Source organism: Clostridioides sp. ES-S-0048-02, from assembly GCF_020658495.1.
In the GTDB taxonomy this organism is placed as follows: Bacteria; Bacillota; Clostridia; order Peptostreptococcales; family Peptostreptococcaceae; genus Clostridioides.
The window spans coordinates 1-18,185 of sequence record NZ_JACVWH010000009.1 but is presented as its reverse complement, the minus strand read 5'-3'; the positions used below and the strand labels follow the sequence as shown (position 1 = coordinate 18,185).

Annotated in this window: 23 protein-coding genes and 1 riboswitch; of the genes, 11 read left to right on the top strand and 12 right to left on the bottom strand. The window is 26.5% G+C overall.

Annotation, left to right across the window (positions count from 1 at the left end):
• Positions 1–98 precede the first annotated feature (98 nt).
• The 10 genes from IC173_RS12675 to IC173_RS12630 form a co-directional block, all read right to left on the bottom strand.
• Positions 99–977 carry an NAD(P)/FAD-dependent oxidoreductase gene (locus tag IC173_RS12675; protein ID WP_227433183.1) on the bottom strand — a complete coding sequence of 293 codons (879 nt, stop codon included), beginning with the start codon at positions 975–977 and terminating at the stop codon, positions 99–101.
• Between the two features lie 15 nt (positions 978–992).
• Entirely contained in the window at positions 993–1,310 is a 318-nt protein-coding gene (gene trxA, locus IC173_RS12670; protein WP_227433182.1) for a thioredoxin, read from the bottom strand.
• Positions 1,311–1,459: 149 nt separating this feature from the next.
• Positions 1,460–2,692: a sensor histidine kinase gene (locus IC173_RS12665; protein ID WP_227433181.1), complete on the bottom strand. Its 1,233-nt coding sequence runs from the start codon at positions 2,690–2,692 to the stop codon at positions 1,460–1,462.
• Positions 2,682–3,353 (bottom strand): response regulator transcription factor, encoded by a 672-nt coding sequence (locus tag IC173_RS12660; RefSeq protein WP_227433180.1) that lies wholly within the window; start codon positions 3,351–3,353, stop codon positions 2,682–2,684. Before IC173_RS12660 ends, IC173_RS12665 begins: the two co-directional genes overlap by 11 nt.
• 15 nt (positions 3,354–3,368) lie before the next feature.
• Positions 3,369–4,208 carry a hypothetical protein gene (locus IC173_RS12655; RefSeq protein WP_227433179.1) on the bottom strand — a complete coding sequence of 280 codons (840 nt, stop codon included), beginning with the start codon at positions 4,206–4,208 and terminating at the stop codon, positions 3,369–3,371.
• Positions 4,209–4,233: 25 nt separating this feature from the next.
• Positions 4,234–4,872, bottom strand: a complete 639-nt coding sequence (locus IC173_RS12650) for a DNA-binding protein (protein WP_227433178.1) — start codon at positions 4,870–4,872, stop codon at positions 4,234–4,236.
• A 13-nt stretch (positions 4,873–4,885) separates the two neighbouring features.
• On the bottom strand, positions 4,886–5,614 hold the full coding sequence (locus IC173_RS12645) for a DNA alkylation repair protein (protein WP_227823811.1): 729 nt from the start codon (positions 5,612–5,614) through the stop codon (positions 4,886–4,888).
• A gap of 162 nt (positions 5,615–5,776) precedes the next feature.
• A complete protein-coding gene (locus tag IC173_RS12640; protein WP_227433176.1) occupies positions 5,777–6,466 on the bottom strand; it encodes a radical SAM protein in 690 nt (229 codons plus the stop codon).
• A gap of 8 nt (positions 6,467–6,474) precedes the next feature.
• On the bottom strand, positions 6,475–7,038 hold the full coding sequence (locus tag IC173_RS12635) for an ECF transporter S component (protein WP_227433175.1): 564 nt from the start codon (positions 7,036–7,038) through the stop codon (positions 6,475–6,477).
• Between the two features lies 1 nt (position 7,039).
• Complete coding sequence (locus IC173_RS12630) at positions 7,040–8,008, bottom strand: nucleoside hydrolase (protein ID WP_227855683.1); 969 nt, start codon at positions 8,006–8,008, stop codon at positions 7,040–7,042.
• A gap of 101 nt (positions 8,009–8,109) precedes the next feature.
• A riboswitch (PreQ1 riboswitch) is annotated at positions 8,110–8,153 on the bottom strand.
• Positions 8,154–8,513: 360 nt separating this feature from the next.
• Between IC173_RS12630 and IC173_RS12625 the strand changes: the two genes are divergently transcribed.
• The 3 genes from IC173_RS12625 (at position 8,514) to IC173_RS12615 (ending at position 9,585) form a co-directional block, all read left to right on the top strand.
• On the top strand, positions 8,514–8,870 hold the full coding sequence (locus IC173_RS12625) for a DUF3796 domain-containing protein (protein ID WP_227433173.1): 357 nt from the start codon (positions 8,514–8,516) through the stop codon (positions 8,868–8,870).
• A 2-nt stretch (positions 8,871–8,872) separates the two neighbouring features.
• On the top strand, positions 8,873–9,073 hold the full coding sequence (locus IC173_RS12620; protein ID WP_227433172.1) for a helix-turn-helix transcriptional regulator: 201 nt from the start codon (positions 8,873–8,875) through the stop codon (positions 9,071–9,073).
• A gap of 329 nt (positions 9,074–9,402) precedes the next feature.
• Entirely contained in the window at positions 9,403–9,585 is a 183-nt protein-coding gene (locus IC173_RS12615) for a hypothetical protein (protein WP_227433171.1), read from the top strand.
• 81 nt (positions 9,586–9,666) lie between these two features.
• Here the strand turns inward: IC173_RS12615 and IC173_RS12610 are convergent, their stop codons facing one another.
• Positions 9,667–10,494, bottom strand: coding sequence for an N-acetylmuramoyl-L-alanine amidase (locus IC173_RS12610; RefSeq protein ID WP_227433170.1), 828 nt, complete (start codon positions 10,492–10,494; stop codon positions 9,667–9,669).
• Between the two features lie 1,055 nt (positions 10,495–11,549).
• Here IC173_RS12610 and IC173_RS12605 point away from each other — a divergent pair.
• The 7 genes from IC173_RS12605 (at position 11,550) to pcp (ending at position 16,346) form a co-directional block, all read left to right on the top strand.
• A complete protein-coding gene (locus IC173_RS12605; protein WP_227855682.1) occupies positions 11,550–12,179 on the top strand; it encodes a TetR/AcrR family transcriptional regulator in 630 nt (209 codons plus the stop codon).
• Positions 12,154–12,567 carry an FMN-binding protein gene (locus IC173_RS12600; protein WP_227855681.1) on the top strand — a complete coding sequence of 138 codons (414 nt, stop codon included), beginning with the start codon at positions 12,154–12,156 and terminating at the stop codon, positions 12,565–12,567. Before IC173_RS12605 ends, IC173_RS12600 begins: the two co-directional genes overlap by 26 nt.
• Positions 12,568–12,570: 3 nt before the next feature.
• Positions 12,571–13,047: a flavodoxin domain-containing protein gene (locus IC173_RS12595; RefSeq protein WP_227855680.1), complete on the top strand. Its 477-nt coding sequence runs from the start codon at positions 12,571–12,573 to the stop codon at positions 13,045–13,047.
• Positions 13,048–13,273: 226 nt separating this feature from the next.
• A complete protein-coding gene (locus IC173_RS12590) occupies positions 13,274–13,873 on the top strand; it encodes a GNAT family N-acetyltransferase (protein ID WP_227855679.1) in 600 nt (199 codons plus the stop codon).
• Between the two features lie 191 nt (positions 13,874–14,064).
• Complete coding sequence (locus IC173_RS12585) at positions 14,065–14,730, top strand: DUF969 domain-containing protein (protein ID WP_227433165.1); 666 nt, start codon at positions 14,065–14,067, stop codon at positions 14,728–14,730.
• Between the two features lie 21 nt (positions 14,731–14,751).
• Positions 14,752–15,684 (top strand): DUF979 domain-containing protein, encoded by a 933-nt coding sequence (locus IC173_RS12580; RefSeq protein WP_227433164.1) that lies wholly within the window; start codon positions 14,752–14,754, stop codon positions 15,682–15,684.
• Between the two features lie 20 nt (positions 15,685–15,704).
• Positions 15,705–16,346: a pyroglutamyl-peptidase I gene (gene pcp, locus IC173_RS12575; RefSeq protein WP_227433163.1), complete on the top strand. Its 642-nt coding sequence runs from the start codon at positions 15,705–15,707 to the stop codon at positions 16,344–16,346.
• A 133-nt stretch (positions 16,347–16,479) separates the two neighbouring features.
• Here the strand turns inward: pcp and IC173_RS12570 are convergent, their stop codons facing one another.
• Positions 16,480–16,812: a winged helix-turn-helix transcriptional regulator gene (locus IC173_RS12570; RefSeq protein WP_227433162.1), complete on the bottom strand. Its 333-nt coding sequence runs from the start codon at positions 16,810–16,812 to the stop codon at positions 16,480–16,482.
• A gap of 371 nt (positions 16,813–17,183) precedes the next feature.
• Between IC173_RS12570 and IC173_RS12565 the strand changes: the two genes are divergently transcribed.
• Complete coding sequence (locus tag IC173_RS12565) at positions 17,184–17,804, top strand: flavodoxin family protein (RefSeq protein ID WP_227433161.1); 621 nt, start codon at positions 17,184–17,186, stop codon at positions 17,802–17,804.
• Positions 17,805–18,185: the final 381 nt, after the last annotated feature.

Genomic DNA, 18,185 nt, shown 5'->3' with positions numbered 1-18,185 from the left:
TAAAATAATAATATACAAATAAAAAACTGTCTAAAATAATTATATTATTTTAAGACAGTTTTTTATTTGTATATTTAAAAATTTACTTACTAATTATACTAAGCTCTTTTTAATTTATCTAGATAATAAACAGCATTTAATGCTGCTATTTGACCTTGCCCAGCTGCTTTGATATAAGAATAGGGTTTACCTACACAGTCTCCTGCGGCAAAACATCCTTCTATATTAGTTTTCATATTATTGTCAACCTTAATATGGATACCATCAATTTCTATTCCAGGAATCAATGTACTTGGAGCTGTGCTATCTTTTATAACGAATACTCCATCAACTTCAATATGATTTTCTTTAAAAGATATCTTATTTACAAGTTTATCTCCATCTATTTGCACTGGTCTATCATGTATAATCTCAATAGAATCATCTAAATTATCTGAACTTCTCATAAGGTTTTCTTTTTTATACATAGGTATAAAATAAGTTTTTGAAGTAAGTTCACTTAAGAAATTTGCCTCTTCTTTAGATTCTTCATTATATCCTATAACTGCTACTTTTTTATTTCTATAAAGTGGTGCATCGCATGTAGCACAATATCCTACTCCTCTTCCTAGAAATTCTTCTTCACCTTTTATTGGTCTAGTATATTCTACACCAGTTGCAAGGATTACAGTAGTAGCTTCATACATATCATTTCCAGACATTATTGCAAAGTATTCTCCCATAGCATAAATATTATTTATTCTTTTATTTTCAATTGAAATATCCATGTTATCTATATGGGATTTAAATTTGTCTTTTAATTCATCTCCACTTATATCATAAAAACCTAAATAATTATCTATTGAAGGAGCTTTAACAAGCTTATTGCTTAAATTATCATTGCCAAACATAATCATTGTTTTATTTCTTATTTTTGCATTTATAGCAGCAGATAATCCTGCTGGACCACTACCTATTATAGCTATGTCATATCTCATAATATTCACCCATTTTTATAAATATGATTTTACTTTCATCTCAATTTTGTTCTTAGGCATAAATCCAATTAGAGTTTCAACTGGCTCTCCATCTTTAAATATAATCATAGTTGGTACTGTAGATACACTAAATTGTTGAGCTATTTCTAAGCTTTCATCTATATCAACTTTTACAAATCTAGCTTCGTCTTTCATCTCTTCGCCTAATTCTGCAAATACAGGTCCTAACATATTACAAGGTCCACACCAAGTTGCAAAAAAATCTACTACAACTACTCCTTTACTACCTTCAACACTACTTCTAAATTCAGATGTATTTATAATTTTTGCCATTTTTTTAATCCTCCTAAAAATTTATTATCCTTATAATTATACTATGAAATTTATAAATATAATTTTACTTTTATAAATTCTTTTATATTTTATTTTATACTATTAGTATACCCATTCTTTATTTGTAAAAACAGATTTTTATATTTTTATTATTTTAATTTTTTTGGTATTGATATTTCAAATGTAGTTCCAATACCTATATCAGAAGTTACATCTATTTCGATAGATAAATTCAAGCTAATCATATGTGCTATTGAAAGACCTATTCCAGAACCTTCTAAATCTTTATTTCTCACATTTTCACTTCTAAAAAATCTGTCAAATATAAAAGGCATTTCTTCTTTTTTTATACCTATACCAGTATCTCTTATAAGTAATGTTACTTCATCTTCCACATCTTCTTTTAATTCTAATACTATCTCATCACCTAGTTTAGTATATTTAAAAGCATTATCAATAAAAATTAATATAAGTTGTCTCAATTTATTTTTATCTGTTATTATAACTTTATTCTTTAATTCAGAGTTAAATGTAAATTTTTTTTCTTGAAACTCAGCAATATCTACATAATCTTCTGATATTTCTTCTAGTAATTTTTCTAAATCAATTTCCTCCAAGTTAACTTTAACAATAGAATCTTCCTTAGTAAGAGATAGTAAATCCGTTATCATCTTTTTAAGTCTTCTAGTTTCTTTCATTGCAGTAGCTATTGTTTCAACTTCATCATTTACTGTATTTTCTGGAGATTTTAACATACTTTCTAATTTTGATGAAACTATTGTTATTGGAGTCCTTAACTCATGTGAAGCATCTTGTATAAATTTAGCTTGGTTCCTCCAAGCAGTCTCTATTGGAATTAATGCTTTTCGAGTAAGATATACAGCTACAAAGTATGTTATTATAACAGAAATTAGTATTCCAATTATAAGTACAGATGTCAACTGTTTTAAAGAATTCATCTCTGAGTCAATGTTTCTGATTATTTGTATCTGATATCTGCCCACATCCACATTTAATTCTCTAAATGTATAACCATTTTCTGTATATTTAAAAAATGTATTTTTCTTATCTAGTCTTCTGTCTGGAAGTAATTCATCAAAATATTCATTTTGAGTATAGTAACTTATTCTGTCATTCTCATAAACATATACCATATCTTTAGGGTCTTTAAGTCTTATTGGGTTTAAAAATGAGGTTCTCTTAAATTGAGAAACTATATACTCCAGTTCATCATTGATTTCACTATCAATTCCACTATATGTAAGACCTCTAAAATATGAATATATAAATATAGAAAATATTATTAAAAAACTACCCACTACAACAATGTACATTTTTATCAAATGGTTTTTAGTGCTGGTAAATACATTCTTATTTATCATCGAATATGTATCCTACCTTACGCTTAGTTTTAATATATTTATCATATCCATATTTACTTAGTTTTTTTCTCAGATTACTTACATATACCTCTACTATTTCAATAGTTGCATCTGAATCAATTCCCCATATTCTATCATAAATCTGTTCTTTTAATAAAATTGAACCTTTATTTAAAACAAAATATTCCAATAAGTTAAACTGTTTATTTTGAAGTTTTATTTCTTCTTCTTCAATATACACTCTTTTTTCTAATGTATCTAGATATAAAGATTTAAATTCTAATCCATTTCTTTCTTTTATTTTTCCATTAGTCCTCAATATGGCATATACTCTTGCTACTAGTTCCTCCATATAAAAAGGTTTTGTTAAATAATCATTAGCTCCTATAGTAAATGCTTCTACTTTATCATCTAATGCTTCTTTAGCAGTCAATATAAGTACAGGTGTATCTATATTATTGATTCTCATTTTCTTCAAAATATCAATTCCATTTATATTAGGAAGCATTAAATCTAAAATAACTAAATCATATATATTTTGATTTATTAAATATAATGCTTCTTCTCCATCTTCACATTTTTCAGTTTCAAAATGATTACTAAGTTCTTCTACTACACTTTCTAAAAGCACCCTATTATCTTCAACTATCAAAACCTTCATAAATATCCCCTACCTTTACTTGTCTATCTTGACTTTATGAGATTTCAAATCAATATCTACATTTGCTTTTTCTTTTATATCATCATAAGTATATCCTACTATTTCAACATTCTTTGCTTTTGTTGAACATGTTATATCTATATCTGTTTCTTCTGAAGCCTTCAAAACTTTGTATGATGGTACACGACTTACTGTCAAGTATTCCCCATTATCATTAACTTCTGCCGTCTTAAGGATAATATTTCCTAAGTCTTTTGATGATGAATTCTTTACTTTTATTTGATATGTGATTCCCTCTTTTGACTCATTTACTTTTTTAAGTTCTGAAGTAGATAATACTTCATACTGACTACTATTTTCTAGCTTAATTTTATTGTTTCTTATATCAATAGTATTTTCTTTTAAATTAACATATACAATTTTACCCTCTGCTTCATATTCATATGCATAGACTTCTACACTTTTAGCAAAAGTTTTATGTCCACATTCTACATAAGCAACTTTCCCAGGCATTAAAGTCATATCTAGCAGAGATTTACTATCAGATGAAGTAATTTTTTTATTATCATCGTATTCATTATATATTAGTTCAACATTCGATATATTAAATGTTGAATTATTTTCTATCTTTGTGGATGTATCTATTTTTCCACCTTCATCTACAGTTATAATCTCTGTTGCTCCTATATTCAATACTTTTGCATTGTCCTTATCTATTGTCACTTCATTATTGTCTTCTGCTTGAATCTCAACTGAATCAGATTGCTCTTCTTCCCTTTTACATGCAGTCAGTGTAAAAATAAATATTGTTAATATAATCATTAAAAAAATTAATTTTTTTACTATTTTATTCATATTAAGCACCTCATATAGTAGTATTTTATAGTAGATTTTTATACTTTTTCATAAATTCCTTCAATGCTTGTGTAAGTATTTGGTGTTTTTCAAAATTTGAGTTGCTACATAATCTTTCAAAGTCACTCCAAGTTTCTTTATCTATACGTACTCTTGTTGTTTTTAATTCACTTAAAGATTCATTATCTATATGTACATCTTTTTTATTAGATATTTTTTTAGGTTTTATATTATAATCCTTCACTTCTAAATACCAATCATACACTTCACAAAGCTTATCTAAATCTTCTTGAGTTATATTTATTTTTCTGTCTTTTTTAGGTTTAATATTTTTTCTTGATTTTATATTTTTTAAATCTGTGTCGTTAAACTCAATTTGTTCAATACTCTTATTTAAAACCTTTTCATTAGATTTCTTCTTTTTGGTGCTTACCTTTTTTACATTATTAGTGTTATCTTCCTTAGTTTTTTCTTTATCCAAATCTTCTTTATTCTTTAATTCGTCTTTTAATATGTATTTACCTTTTTCTGACTTATATCCTTTTTTATTTAAAAAAGTTCTTAAAGTACTTTGACTAATTTTTAGATTTTGAGCTATCTCTGTAAATTTGATTCCTTTACTTTGAAATTCTAAAAATTTATCAATTCTTTCCTCATTATTCATTAATACTCCTCCGTCAATATCTTCTTGTCTTTCTTTTCATACTTCTTATTATATTCTTCTTTTCTAAATCTACTCTGTTTGATTCAACTATTTTTTGTAACATTTTATTATAAGTAAAATCATCTAAATTATTGTTTTTTATATAAAGAAGTGTTTCTTCTTCATACTTAACAAAACAAATTGACAATAGCCATGCCATACCCATTTTAACATAATATTCTTCACTTTGTATATTGTTACAGTATTCAAAAATATCTTTAATATGTTCATCATCAACATAATATATTAAAAACATAACTAATGCAAATCTAATCTCCCACGGATTTTCTGAACAAACATATTTTTTTAATATATCATACATGTATTCTTTATAATTATTTGTACATTTTAGTCCAGAACAAAATCCATCACAAATTGCCCAATTACTAATTTTAGGTACAAATTTTTTTATGTAATATAAAATCTCTTCAAAATTACTATTTATATTGCCAATCACCATACCCTGTAACATAACTTCTTCATAATAAGTATCTTCTGCTACTTCTAAAAATTCTTTCCAGTTGCCTTTACTTATTTCTTTTGACAACTTTCTTAAATTAGGAATTCTAATACCTATTATATTTTCTGTTCCTGGTATAAGTTTCTTATTAAAATCTCTATACTTAACATCTTGCATAGATTTCATATACTCTAAAAATTCGATATATTCCAATTTATCCCATTTTTCCCTACTAAGCATCATTTATTTACTCCTTAGTTCCTTTTTTCTTATTGTAACATAAAATTATATAAAAAAAAGCTTCTACATATCAGAAGCTTTTTCAAAAATGTACTAAATTTTTCAATTTAAAATTTAAATTAAATTAATCTTTACTACAGCATAATATCTCTTTAGAAAATCTTACTAATCTCCCACACCGAAGTCTGTATTATTGTATAAAACTTCTATATTTGGATTTTCATTTAAAAATTCATACTTATTAATAAACCATTTAACCAACTCTTCATCTCTTTTTATTTTAGAAGAATTGTTTATAAAAACATTCACAGTTGCTTTTTCAAAAGTATTTAGAATAATATCCATGTCATTATCTATCATTTCTTTAGTCTGTCCTTTTATTCCAACCATAATACAAGGCGAATCAAAATATTCTTTTACATCTTCTGGAGTTTTAAATCTTGCATTCTTATTTAAAAAATTATTTCTAAAATCATAATCAAATGTTTCAACCCCAATTTTAAATATTATAGGAATTTCAAAATAATCTCTCATTTCCTTTAGTCTATTTTTGTAGGACCAATGACTTTCTAAGAATAGTTTTTTTATATTTTTTTCTTTTATAATCTTCTTTATTCTCTCTAAAGTATCTTTAGGTATTTCAAAACAGCTACCAGAATTTATGACTTCAAGAACTCCATATTTTCCAGTTATATTTTTTAAAACTTCAAAGTTTACTTTGTTCATTTCTTCTTCCAAATTAGAATTATCATCTATATAATCACAAAAAGAACATCTTCCCCATATACATGGAAAGCTTTTAAGTAAAACTATTTCTCTTTGATTTTTATTTATTATCTCACTATATCTATCCATATTCTCTCCTATCTTTCTCCAGTTAATGATACTTTTAAAGTCTTTGGAACTGCATTTAATCCCAAATTTACCAAAACAACAGCAATTAATTTATCTGTATAATCTGTGAACACTTGAGTTATAAACACACTAAATACATCTCCAAGCCCTAGTACTTTTAAAATTTGAACTATATAAGAAGAACCCGATGATGTCACCCCGCCAAACAAAAAAGCTGAAATTACTGAGCTTACTATAGATGTTGGTATGGCAAACAACAATACTCCTAATGGAGTTTTTAAACCAGTTAAGAATTTCTTTTTAAAAGCAATACCAGCAAGTAATCCTGTTGATATCTGAACTGGTGCAAAATAAAGAGAATATACATCAAATGTAACTCCACTTATTAAACTTCCAAACACACCTGTAATAACAGCATATTTAGGCCCCAAAAGTGAAGCTATCATTATAGTTCCTATTGAATCTAAATATATAGGTAGCCTCAGCCCCATAGCTATAAACGCACCTACTATATTTATAGAAATCCCAAAGGCTATAAGTGTAATAGTTTTGACACATATTTTTCTTTTCACACTATATCACTCCTTCCACAGAGTCTATAATGTTTTCATATCCTTTAAAAAGTCTTTTTAAAAACATATACATAAATTTCTTTTCATCAACCTCATTTAAAATAATCGCATTAGCATGTTTTTTGTAGAAATTAAATGAGTCTACTATGGATTGCCCCATAGCTATTCCACCTTCCACAATTTCTACATATGATTCAAATCCTTTACATATACTTCTGTCTATAAAATATGCCACTGCTAGAGGGTCATTTATTACACAACCTATTATTCCTTCTTGCTCCCAATGAAAATCAATATAAAATCTAGTGATTTCAGTTATATATTTTGCCATTTTTTCATCAGGTCTATTTATAAACTCAATAATATTAGGAGTAAGTACAATTTTTCTAGTTACATCTAAACCTACCATGTGAATTTTTTTAGATAAATTCTTGTAAACATAATCTGCTCCATGTGGGTCTACCCAATAGTTAAATTCTGCTACTGGAGAACAATTTCCATGAATTTTAAAAGCTCCTCCCATAGATACAAATTCATCAAGATTTTCAAAGGCTTTTTTATCTTTCATAAGTGCTTTAGCTATGTTTGTAAGTGGTGCAAGTGCTATTATAGATACTTTTTCACAATTATGTAAAGTATTTATTATAAAATCTACTGCTCCATTTTTTGCTTTAACTTCTGTCACTTTTTGATAAAAATTTTCTCCTATACCATCTTCTCCATGTGTATCTTGAGCTGTTACAAGTGTTCTTTTTAGTGGTGCTTCTTCTCCTATATATACTGGAATATTTAGTGAAGAACACATTTGAAGTGTTTTTAGTGCATTTTCTGCACCTACATTTGCTGGTACGTTACCACAACATGTGGTAATTCCAATTACTTCTAGCTCTGGTGAGCTTAAAGCCAAAAGGATTGCCAAAGAATCATCAATTCCTGGGTCACAATCAATTATTACTTTTCTTTTTTCCATATTACTATCCTCCTTGATTTGTGGTCGAGGAGAACTACACATCTTTTTTCCACTTTCAAAAAGGTGTGTCTAAGGGTATTAATTATATACTGCCACTATATAATTCCTTAGTTTTTTATACTTGGAGTTCTCGAACAAGTACAGATGTTAAGTTTAGTTATGATTTTAAGTCATTTATTATAACCTGTCAATCAACTAAAACCTTTCAAACACCTGATTTACTAACTACAAAAACACTGTTTGTAGTTTAAAAGAATTTATTATATTTTTATGTGTCTCATTAAAGCATGCTTAAATAATAAACAAACTTTAATAAAATGTGGCACGTTTAAACCGATTATTATTATACAACAATATTATAAATATTACAATTAATACCTTTAATTAAATTTACATATAAAATTTATACTAAATTTAATTTTTATGTTGCAAATAAGCATCAAATGTTATATATTTTTAACAAGAAGTTAAAAATATATAACATTTACTAAAGGAGTTGTTAATAATGAAAAGTTTTAGGGAATTAAATAAACTAGGATTTTTAGGTTTCTTAGGTTTTTTAGGACTAGCTGGAATATATGCTGGTGAAATACGAACTATTAGTTTTTGTGCATTCTTTGTTTTTTTTAGATACTTTAATATTATGCCAGATGAATTATTTAGAGAAAACCTGAGAAAAGCAGCTGTGCCAGCATTTTTCTTTACACTTTCATCGCTATCAGTAGCTATGGTTTTATCCATCATCTCAGATAATATTTCTACTATTGAAAATGGTCTAGGAATAAGTTTTTCTATATCAATGATTAGCTTTGTTGCAGTTTTTGCATACTTACAGTATAAAGAAGGAAAAGGACTAGAGTAATGATGATTCGTTCAAGAACTAAAGAATATAGAGCAAAATATAATATGAAACAAGATGAACTGGCATCATTAGTAGGAGTAAGAAGAGAAACTATAGGAAATCTTGAAAATGGAAAATATAACCCTTCATTAAAATTAGCATTTGACATTGCTAACGTATTCAATGTAAGTATAGAAGAAGTTTTTGAATATATAAAGGATTAGTAACTATTCTCTTCTTAAAATTTTTGCTATACTTTTCTTAAATAGATTAAAACTAATACAATTTGGTGATTATATGAAAAGAAAACTTTCAACACGCTTTTTTGGATATATTTGGTTTGTTCATATTCTTTTTAGTGGCTTTTATATTAAAAAAATTAGTACTAGATACTATGATAGGAATAATAATTCAACCAGTTTTACAGTTGTAATATCCAGTTTTGCATATACACTTGTAAAATATATTAAAGCGAAGTATTATACATATATATTTTCAAATAAAATAATTTATTTTATTTACTGAATATTTTTATTTTTTAGGGGGATGTATTGTGTTTAAAGACAAAATTGATGAATGTGTTCATATAATGACTGCATACATTGTTAGTTTAAAAGAATACTATTCATTTATAGAAACTCAGATTGATGATTTTATTAAAAGATATGGAGAAGATATTGTAGAGTCTTGTCTTCATAGAATTATGATTTTATTATGTGAATGTGGTTTGGCATAAAATTTAATTCATCAAAAAGAATAAGAAGAATTTTATATAAATTCTTCTTATCTAAATATTTAATTTAATAAAGATTTTAAATTACGCTTTTTCTTTTATAAATGCTCTTACTTTATCCATTGTTGACCACACATCACTATCATATATTTGTGTAAATTTTTCTCCTGTGCTCTTACTCATTTCTTCCATCTTGCTACAAGCACCTCCGCCAATAACATACAAATTTTCTGTTTTATATGGCTTATAATCTTTTATATCTGTTACTAAACAGCTTTCATCTTTTCTTTTATAATATAACCCTATTATTTCTGCTGAAACTCTATCATCTCCACTATAAACTATTGTATGTTTAATCTGCTTGATATCTCCACCATTTATATTATTATTTAATACGCCTTCTACGATTAACTTAGCCACACCCTCATATCCAAGTTTTTCTGCTTTCTCATAATCCTCTTTATTGTCACAAAAAAAACTTTCTATTAATATAGCAGTAGGTTTTGAACTATTTAGAATATACAATCCTTTATCTAATTTGGCTCCTCTATTCTTAAATACCATACCTAATTTATTACATATTCTAGTTGCATATTCTAAACCTTTATTACTATAATATAACACTTCTGAGCCTTTTCCTTGACCATCACTTGCATTTAAATGTAACTCTATAAGTAAATCATATTCTCCATTATTAACTTTAGGTATTTTATAAGACTTTTCCTCATTTTTAGAACTAAACTGTTTTTCAGGGCATATTATTACGCTTACTGTATGCCCTTTTTTCCTAAATATATCTGCTAATATTGGTGCCAATAATTTGTTATACTGATATTCATTAACTAATCCATCAGCAGAAGTACATGCACCATTTTTTAGAATACTGTGTCCTACTGTAATACATATTTTCATAACATTTTACTCCTTTAATTAAATTTTATCCATGTATATGTCCCATAATAATGAAAATCTAAATTTATATAAATCATTCATCTTCATAAAAAAAATAATTATCATTTTATTTTTTATAAAAATATCACAAATATTCTTAATATTCAATATATAATACATAAGTGGTAATCTAAAACGCATAACTAGACAAAAACATTTTTATTTTCATTTATTTTCATCTGATTTGATAAACTTTTATGTGATTCTACTATATAATCTCTATTGTCTATTTTTATTTAAAAATTCGTAAAATTATTAATTGATAATACTTTTTTTAACTATAACACTTTTTTATCATTTATATATTTTATAAATACTCTGTTTTAATTTTTTTATGTTAATATCTAATGATTACATTTTTTAGTATAACTTTAGTTATATCAAAAATATTTTAAAAATCTTAAATATATTCACACATTCTCATAAATTATGTTATAATGAGAATATTGCGATGACAGTTTTAGATTTTTGACAACTGGAGTGTAAAATCACTCCCTTTTCTTTTTACTAATTATGATAAATATTTAGTTAATACTAATATGCTATTATATAAAGTAAATATAAAAAATAAACTTTGTTATATGTACATTTTGCATTAATGCAAAAATGAATTTCATATATATTTCTCACAATAGGAGTGCTATGGCACTCTTTTTTGTTTTTTATAATTATGTGAAATATTCAGATACCATGTAATAAACCTTCATTTTTCAATTTTATATAAGAATCAATTATTAGATAAATACTATCTTTTTTATCTTAATATTATCCAAATCAGCACATAATAAATCCAATGTATCTTCTTAATATCACATAAGAAGATTCTAATCAATTTTAGTATCCTAAATTATTTTGCAAAACCAAATTAATTTGATTTAATAGTAATTTAATTAAAATGTGTAAGTACTGTACCAATATAGAAAGTATAGAAATCTAGATTGTTGACAAACTTAAAAATAAAACATACAATAACATTGTAAATTAAATTAACACTGTTAAGTTAAAGAGGTGATTATATGAGTGTCAAAGAAAGACGTAAAAAGGAAAAAATAGAAATGAAGAAAAAAATTATGGATGCTGCCATTGAAATTATCAATCAAGAAGGATATGAAAATTTATCAATTAGAAAAATTGCTACAAAAATAGAATATTCTCCAACTACTATTTATCTTTACTACAAAGATAAGGCACAGATTATTAATGATATAGCTAATGAACTTTATAATAAAATAGAAAATGATTCTATTACTGTTATGGATAAGTACTCCTCATTTTCAGTAGATAAACAAATCAGAGAAATTATGCTTACTTTTATCAAAATTCTTTCTAGCAATCCAGAAATGACAAAAGCCATAATGTATAGTGGAATGAATATTATATTTGCATCTCAAAATACTGCTAGTACTCCTGCTAATAATGGTATAGAGATGTTTGATAAACTTCTTGCTATTGGAATTAAGCAAAAAATATTTAAACCAAACATAGATAATGCTTCTTGGATGCTTATAAGTGCATTATTAGGCTTTGTTTTATGTGCTGTTGAAAATCACTTGTATTCTTTACATAACTTCCCACAATTTATAGACAATTTCGTGGATATTTTACTTGGAGGAATTTACAATGAGCATTCACATCAAAAATCTTAATAAGAAAAATAAATTTTTAAGAATTCTAAAAGTATTAATAGTTTTATTTTTTATATTTATATGTATTATTATTGTAGCTGTAGTTAATTTGAAACCAGAAAAATTAGTAGTACAAAATATAAATCCTACTAAAATAAAAAATGGTACTTATCTTGGAAATGCTGATAATGGTCTAGTAAAAGCTACTGTATCTGTCAAAGTTAACAATGGAGTAATAAAAGATATTCATATATTGAAACATGACACTCTTTTAGGTAAACCATCTGAAAAGATTGTAAATAATATTATTAAGCAACAATCTTTAGAAGTGGATGCTATAACTTCTGCAACTTACAGCAGTGATACTATACGAAAAGCTATAGAAAATGCTTTACAAAAAGGAGAGTAAAATATGGATACTATTATTGTATATTCAAGTAAATATGGTTGTACAACAGACTGTGCAAATATATTAAAAAGTAAACTATCAAATAATGTGATTATTGTTGATATTAAGGATAAAAACAGTAAAATTGAATTATCAAAATTTGATACAGTTATTATTGGAAGTTCAATATATGTGGGTTCAGTTTCAAAAGAAATTCGTACATTCTGTAATGATAATATAGAGTCATTAAACCAAAAGAAAGTTGGAATTTTTCTTTGTTGCGCATTCTCTGAACAGACGGATAAATATCTATCAAGTAATTTCCCATCATCATTATTAAAGAGTGCAAAATCAATAAGTATATTTGGTGGTGAAGCTAGATTAGAGAAAATGAAATTTTTTGATAAATTGATTATGAAGTCAGTTACAAAAAATGATTACAATGGTTTGAAAATATCACAGGATAATATAGATAATTTTTTAAGAAATTTTAATGACTAAAATAAGCTATACTCTTCGTTAACAACCCCATCTACCCCTACTTTATGGCAAAGAGCTCAAAAGTCATGGAATGTTTTACCATATATTTTTATATCAAAAGTTACATAACTTTCCCTTATATAACTTTTGATATAAAATATAATAAAGTATACAATATGTTTTCACATTTAAACTTGAACATTATAAAACAAAAACTATTATATTTACTACATTGGAGATGATACTTATGGGAAAAGTTAAAATCAGACTAGCAAAGGAAACAGATGCTGAAGAAATATTAGAAATATATACACCATATATCACTAATACAGCAATTACTTTTGAATATGATATACCAAATATTAGTTATTTTAAAAATAGAATAAAAACAATTTGTTCAAAATATCCATATCTAGTATGTTTAATTGATGAAAAAATTGTTGGATATACTTATGCTCATGAACATAATGAAAGAACTGCTTATCAATGGAATGCTGGATTATCAATTTATATTGATGAAAGGTTTGTAAGTTGTAAAATAGGCATAGCTCTTTATAATTCAATAATAGATATATTAAAATTACAAAATATTCAAAACTTATATGTTAGCATTGCATCGCCTAATATTAAAAGCGAAAGACTTCACCAACACTTTGGTTTCAAACTATGTGGAATTTATCATAATACAGGATATAAGTTTGGTAGTTGGCATGATGTTATGTTATTTGAAAAATACATAGGTACTCATCCTATAAAACCAGACTACATAAAAACAATCAAACAAATTGATACGAAAGAAATCGACACTATTTTAAAAAAAAGCAGTCTTCTTGTCAAATTACTTTAAAATAAAAACTTTAAATAAACCAAAATAAAAATAAGAAAGTAACTTTAAAATAAGTATTTTAAAGTTACTTTCTTATTTTTTATTAAATTTTATAATAATAGTCATATTAACGTAAATACTATAAAAAGAGTTTAAATTTATTTATTTAGTAAAATTAAATCAAAATAGAAAAAATGGAAGGAGAATAATTGATGATAAAACTGATTGGTATATTAATAGTTGTGATTGGATTTATACTTAAAATTGATACATTATTTACTGTATTATTAGCAGGAATAGCAACAGGACTTGTAGCAGGATTAGATTTTAACCAAATCTTTACAACTCTAGGAGATTCTTTTGTCTCAAATAGAGGTGTGTCATTGTTTATACTAACATTACCTGTAATTGGTGTTTTAGAAAGATATGGATTAAAACAAAGAGCAGTTTCTCTAATAGAAAAATTACAAAGACTCACAACAGGAAAAGTACTGAGTATATATATGTTTGCTAGACAAATAGCTGGAGCCTTATCAATAAGAATGAGTGGACATCCTCAATTTGTAAGACCACTTGTTAACCCCATGGCACAAGCTGCTGGATTAAGCAATAGTGATGAATTAAAAGAATCAGACGAAGAAGCTATAAAAGCATTATCTGCTGCATCAGAAAACTATGGTAACTTCTATGGTCAAAACTTATTTGCAGGTAGCAGTGGAGTTTTACTTATAGCATCTACTCTTACTCAATTTGGATATAATGTAACTGGAATTGAGATTGTAAAAGCTAATATCATTATGGCCGTAATAGCATTTATAGCTGCCACAATCCAATTTACTCTATATGATAAAAAATTAAATAAAAGTCATAAGAGATAGATTTATTTAGGAGGTATAAAAGTGCAAAATTTTATAAACATATCATTAGAAATTTTTTATGCATTAATGGGGCTTTTAATGATTGTCATAGCATACAGGTCTTTTACTACAATAGACAATAATAAAAAATACGGTACATCATTATTTTGGATACTAATATCACTACCATTTATATTTGGAAGATTAATTCCAGCTAATATAATAGGAATCATACTAATATTATCTAGTTTATTAACACTTACTAAACAAGTCATATTTGCAAAATACGAAGAGCCAAATGAAAATTTTGGGAAAGAACAGGCAGACAAACTTAAAAATAAAATATTCATACCATCATTAATATTAGCTTTTGCAGCAGTAATTGTAGCTATGAGTCTTTCTAATTTCGATAATTCTTCACAGTTTGCAATAGGTGTAGGTTCAATAATTGCACTAATATCTGCTCTTATAATAACCAAATCAAAATCATCTACCTCAGTTCATGATGGTTCAAGATTATTGCAACAAATGGGACCAGCTAGCATGCTACCACAACTTTTGGTTGCATTAGGTGCTTTGTTTACTCAAGCTGGAGTTGGCGAAGTTATCTCAGGTATGATATCAGGAGTAGTTCCTACTGACAATAGATTATTTGGCGTTATAGCTTATGTATTGGGTATGGTTATATTTACTATGATAATGGGAAATGCATTTGCTGCATTTTCAGTCATAACGGCAGGAATTGGAATTCCTTTTGTATTGTCTCAAGGTGGAAATCCTGCTATAATTGGAGCATTAGCATTAACAGCAGGATATTGTGGAACTCTACTTACTCCAATGGCAGCTAATTTTAATATAGTTCCAGCAGCTTTACTTGAATGTAAAAATGATTATGTTGTTATAAAGTATCAAGCACCAGTTGCTTTAATATTAATTGTAGCACACATATTAGTAATGTATTTTTTAGGATTTTGATATAAATAGGAGGTAAAATAATGAAAGTTTTATTAACAGGGTTTGACCCATTTGGTGGAGAACCAATTAATCCCGCTCAAGAAGCTGTCGAAAGGGTCAAAGATAATATAAATGGCTCAGAAATTATAAAAATAACTATACCAACAGTTATGACAAAATCTGTTGAAGCAATAGATAAAGCTATTCAAAAACACAACCCTGATATAGTAATATCAGTCGGACAAGCAGGAGGTAGATTTGATATTACACCTGAGAGAGTTGCTATAAATGTAGATGATTTTAGAATAAAAGATAATGAAGGAAATCAGGTTATAGACACGGTTATAAAAGAAGATGGTCAACCTGCATATTTTTCAAAATTACCTGTAAAAGCTATGGTAAAACATATGAATGAAAATAAAATTCCAGCTAGTGTTTCAAATACTGCAGGTACATTTGTTTGCAATCATGTAATGTATGGAATTCTTTACATGATAGATAAAAAATATCCTAATATAAAAGGAGGCTTCATACACATACCATACATGACTTCTCAAATAATAGATAAAAAGAATACACCATTTATGTCTTTAGAAGAAATAGTTAAAGGTTTGGAATTAGCCATAGAAGCTTGTGTAATCTACAAAGATGATATAAAAGAAATTGGTGGTGAAATTTCATAAAAAATATCTAAAATAAATTTTTTAAATTATAAATGAAAATAGACATTTTTTTAAATATAGACTGTAAGTATATTTGTTTAAATTCAAATTTACCTACAGTCTTTTACAATATGTACAATCTTCAAATGTAAAATTAAATTCTATTCTGTTCTCCCCACTCACACATTGCATCTAAAATCTTAATCAAAGACTTCCCTCTCTTTGATAAACTGTATTCTACTTTAGGTGGTATTTGAGGATATTCAGTACGAATAATCAAATCATCTGCTTCTAATTCCTTTAAAGATAAACTCAGAGTCTTATAAGAAATAGTCTTTATATAACGTTTTAGTTCATTATATCTAACAACTTTAAATTCAGCAAGGCAATAGAGAATTACCATCTTGTATTTTCCATTAATCAGTGAAAGTGTATAACTAAACCCTGTTTCACTTAAATCTGCTTGTGAGATACAATCCATATCCATGTGCTACACTCTCCTTTAGGTTAGTATTGAACAAAAATGTGCGTACTTGTCTTTTAGCTAATTTATAATAAAATTATAGTGTAAGAACAATTAAAAGTCAATTTGCTATAATACATATAAATTCTACTTAATGCTAGTACTTTAGCATATTGTCAAATTTTAATTTATTTACTCTTTAATTCAAGTTATAAAAAACTTCTAACATAATGTAGTTTCATATCACTGATAAATTTAGTAATAGGAGGTGTTTTAAATGTAAATCTAAGAACAAATGGAATATACCTGTACTTATAGATTCATAGAAAACCTATTTTAGAAAAAGCAAAGACCCTTGAATATCGATTAAATAAATTTTACTGGAGGAATTTCTAATGAAAGTTTTATTAATAAATGGTAGCCCAAACCAATACGGGTGTACTTATACAGCATTAAATGAAGTTGCTAAAACATTAAATAAGCATGACATTGAAACCGAAATATTATATTTAGGTAAAAAACCAATACCAGGTTGTATTGCTTGCTCATCATGCTTTCAAACTGGCAAATGTACTTGGAATGATAAGGTCAATGAGTTAGCGAAAGAACTAGATAATATTGATGGTATTATTGTTGGTTCACCTGTATATTTTTCCGGTGCAAGTGGACAACTAACTTCATTTCTTGACCGCTTATTTTTTTCAGCTGGAAGTAAAATGGCAAAGAAACTTGGTGCATCAGTTGTATCATGTCGACGTGGTGGAGCAACTGCAACATTTGACCAACTAAATAAATATTTCTCAATCAGTAATATGCCTATTGTATCATCACAGTACTGGAATCAGGTTCATGGTTTTACACCAGAGGATGTTATGAAAGATAAAGAGGGATTACAAACTATGAGAACTTTAGGTGAAAACATGGCATGGCTTCTTAAGTGTATTTCAGCTGGGCAAAAAACAGGAGTCAAAGACCCTCAATATGAAGAAAAAATTATGACTAATTTTATACAATAAATAATTTGGTTTTATTAATTGTTAATTTAAAATTAAAGTGATACTTAATAAATGGAATAGCGCATAGAAAGCAGTATAATACCTAAATAGTGGTTTTGATTCTATTTATATCAAAACCACTATTTTATTATTTAATCTGTTTAAAACGATTAATTTCTGACATGCTCAGTTATACCCTTCCATTTTCTTTTATAAAAATAGATTAACCCAATAATAGCTGGGAGTATTGGTGATAAAGATTGAGCAAAATAAACGGTAATGTAAAATAATTTGTGCTTCAAGGTTAATAAAAATCTTCTTTATGGCAATGATTTAAATATAATCAAATGTCGTAAAGGAGATTTTTTATGAATACTTTAAGAAAACAATTAGTCAAAGAAA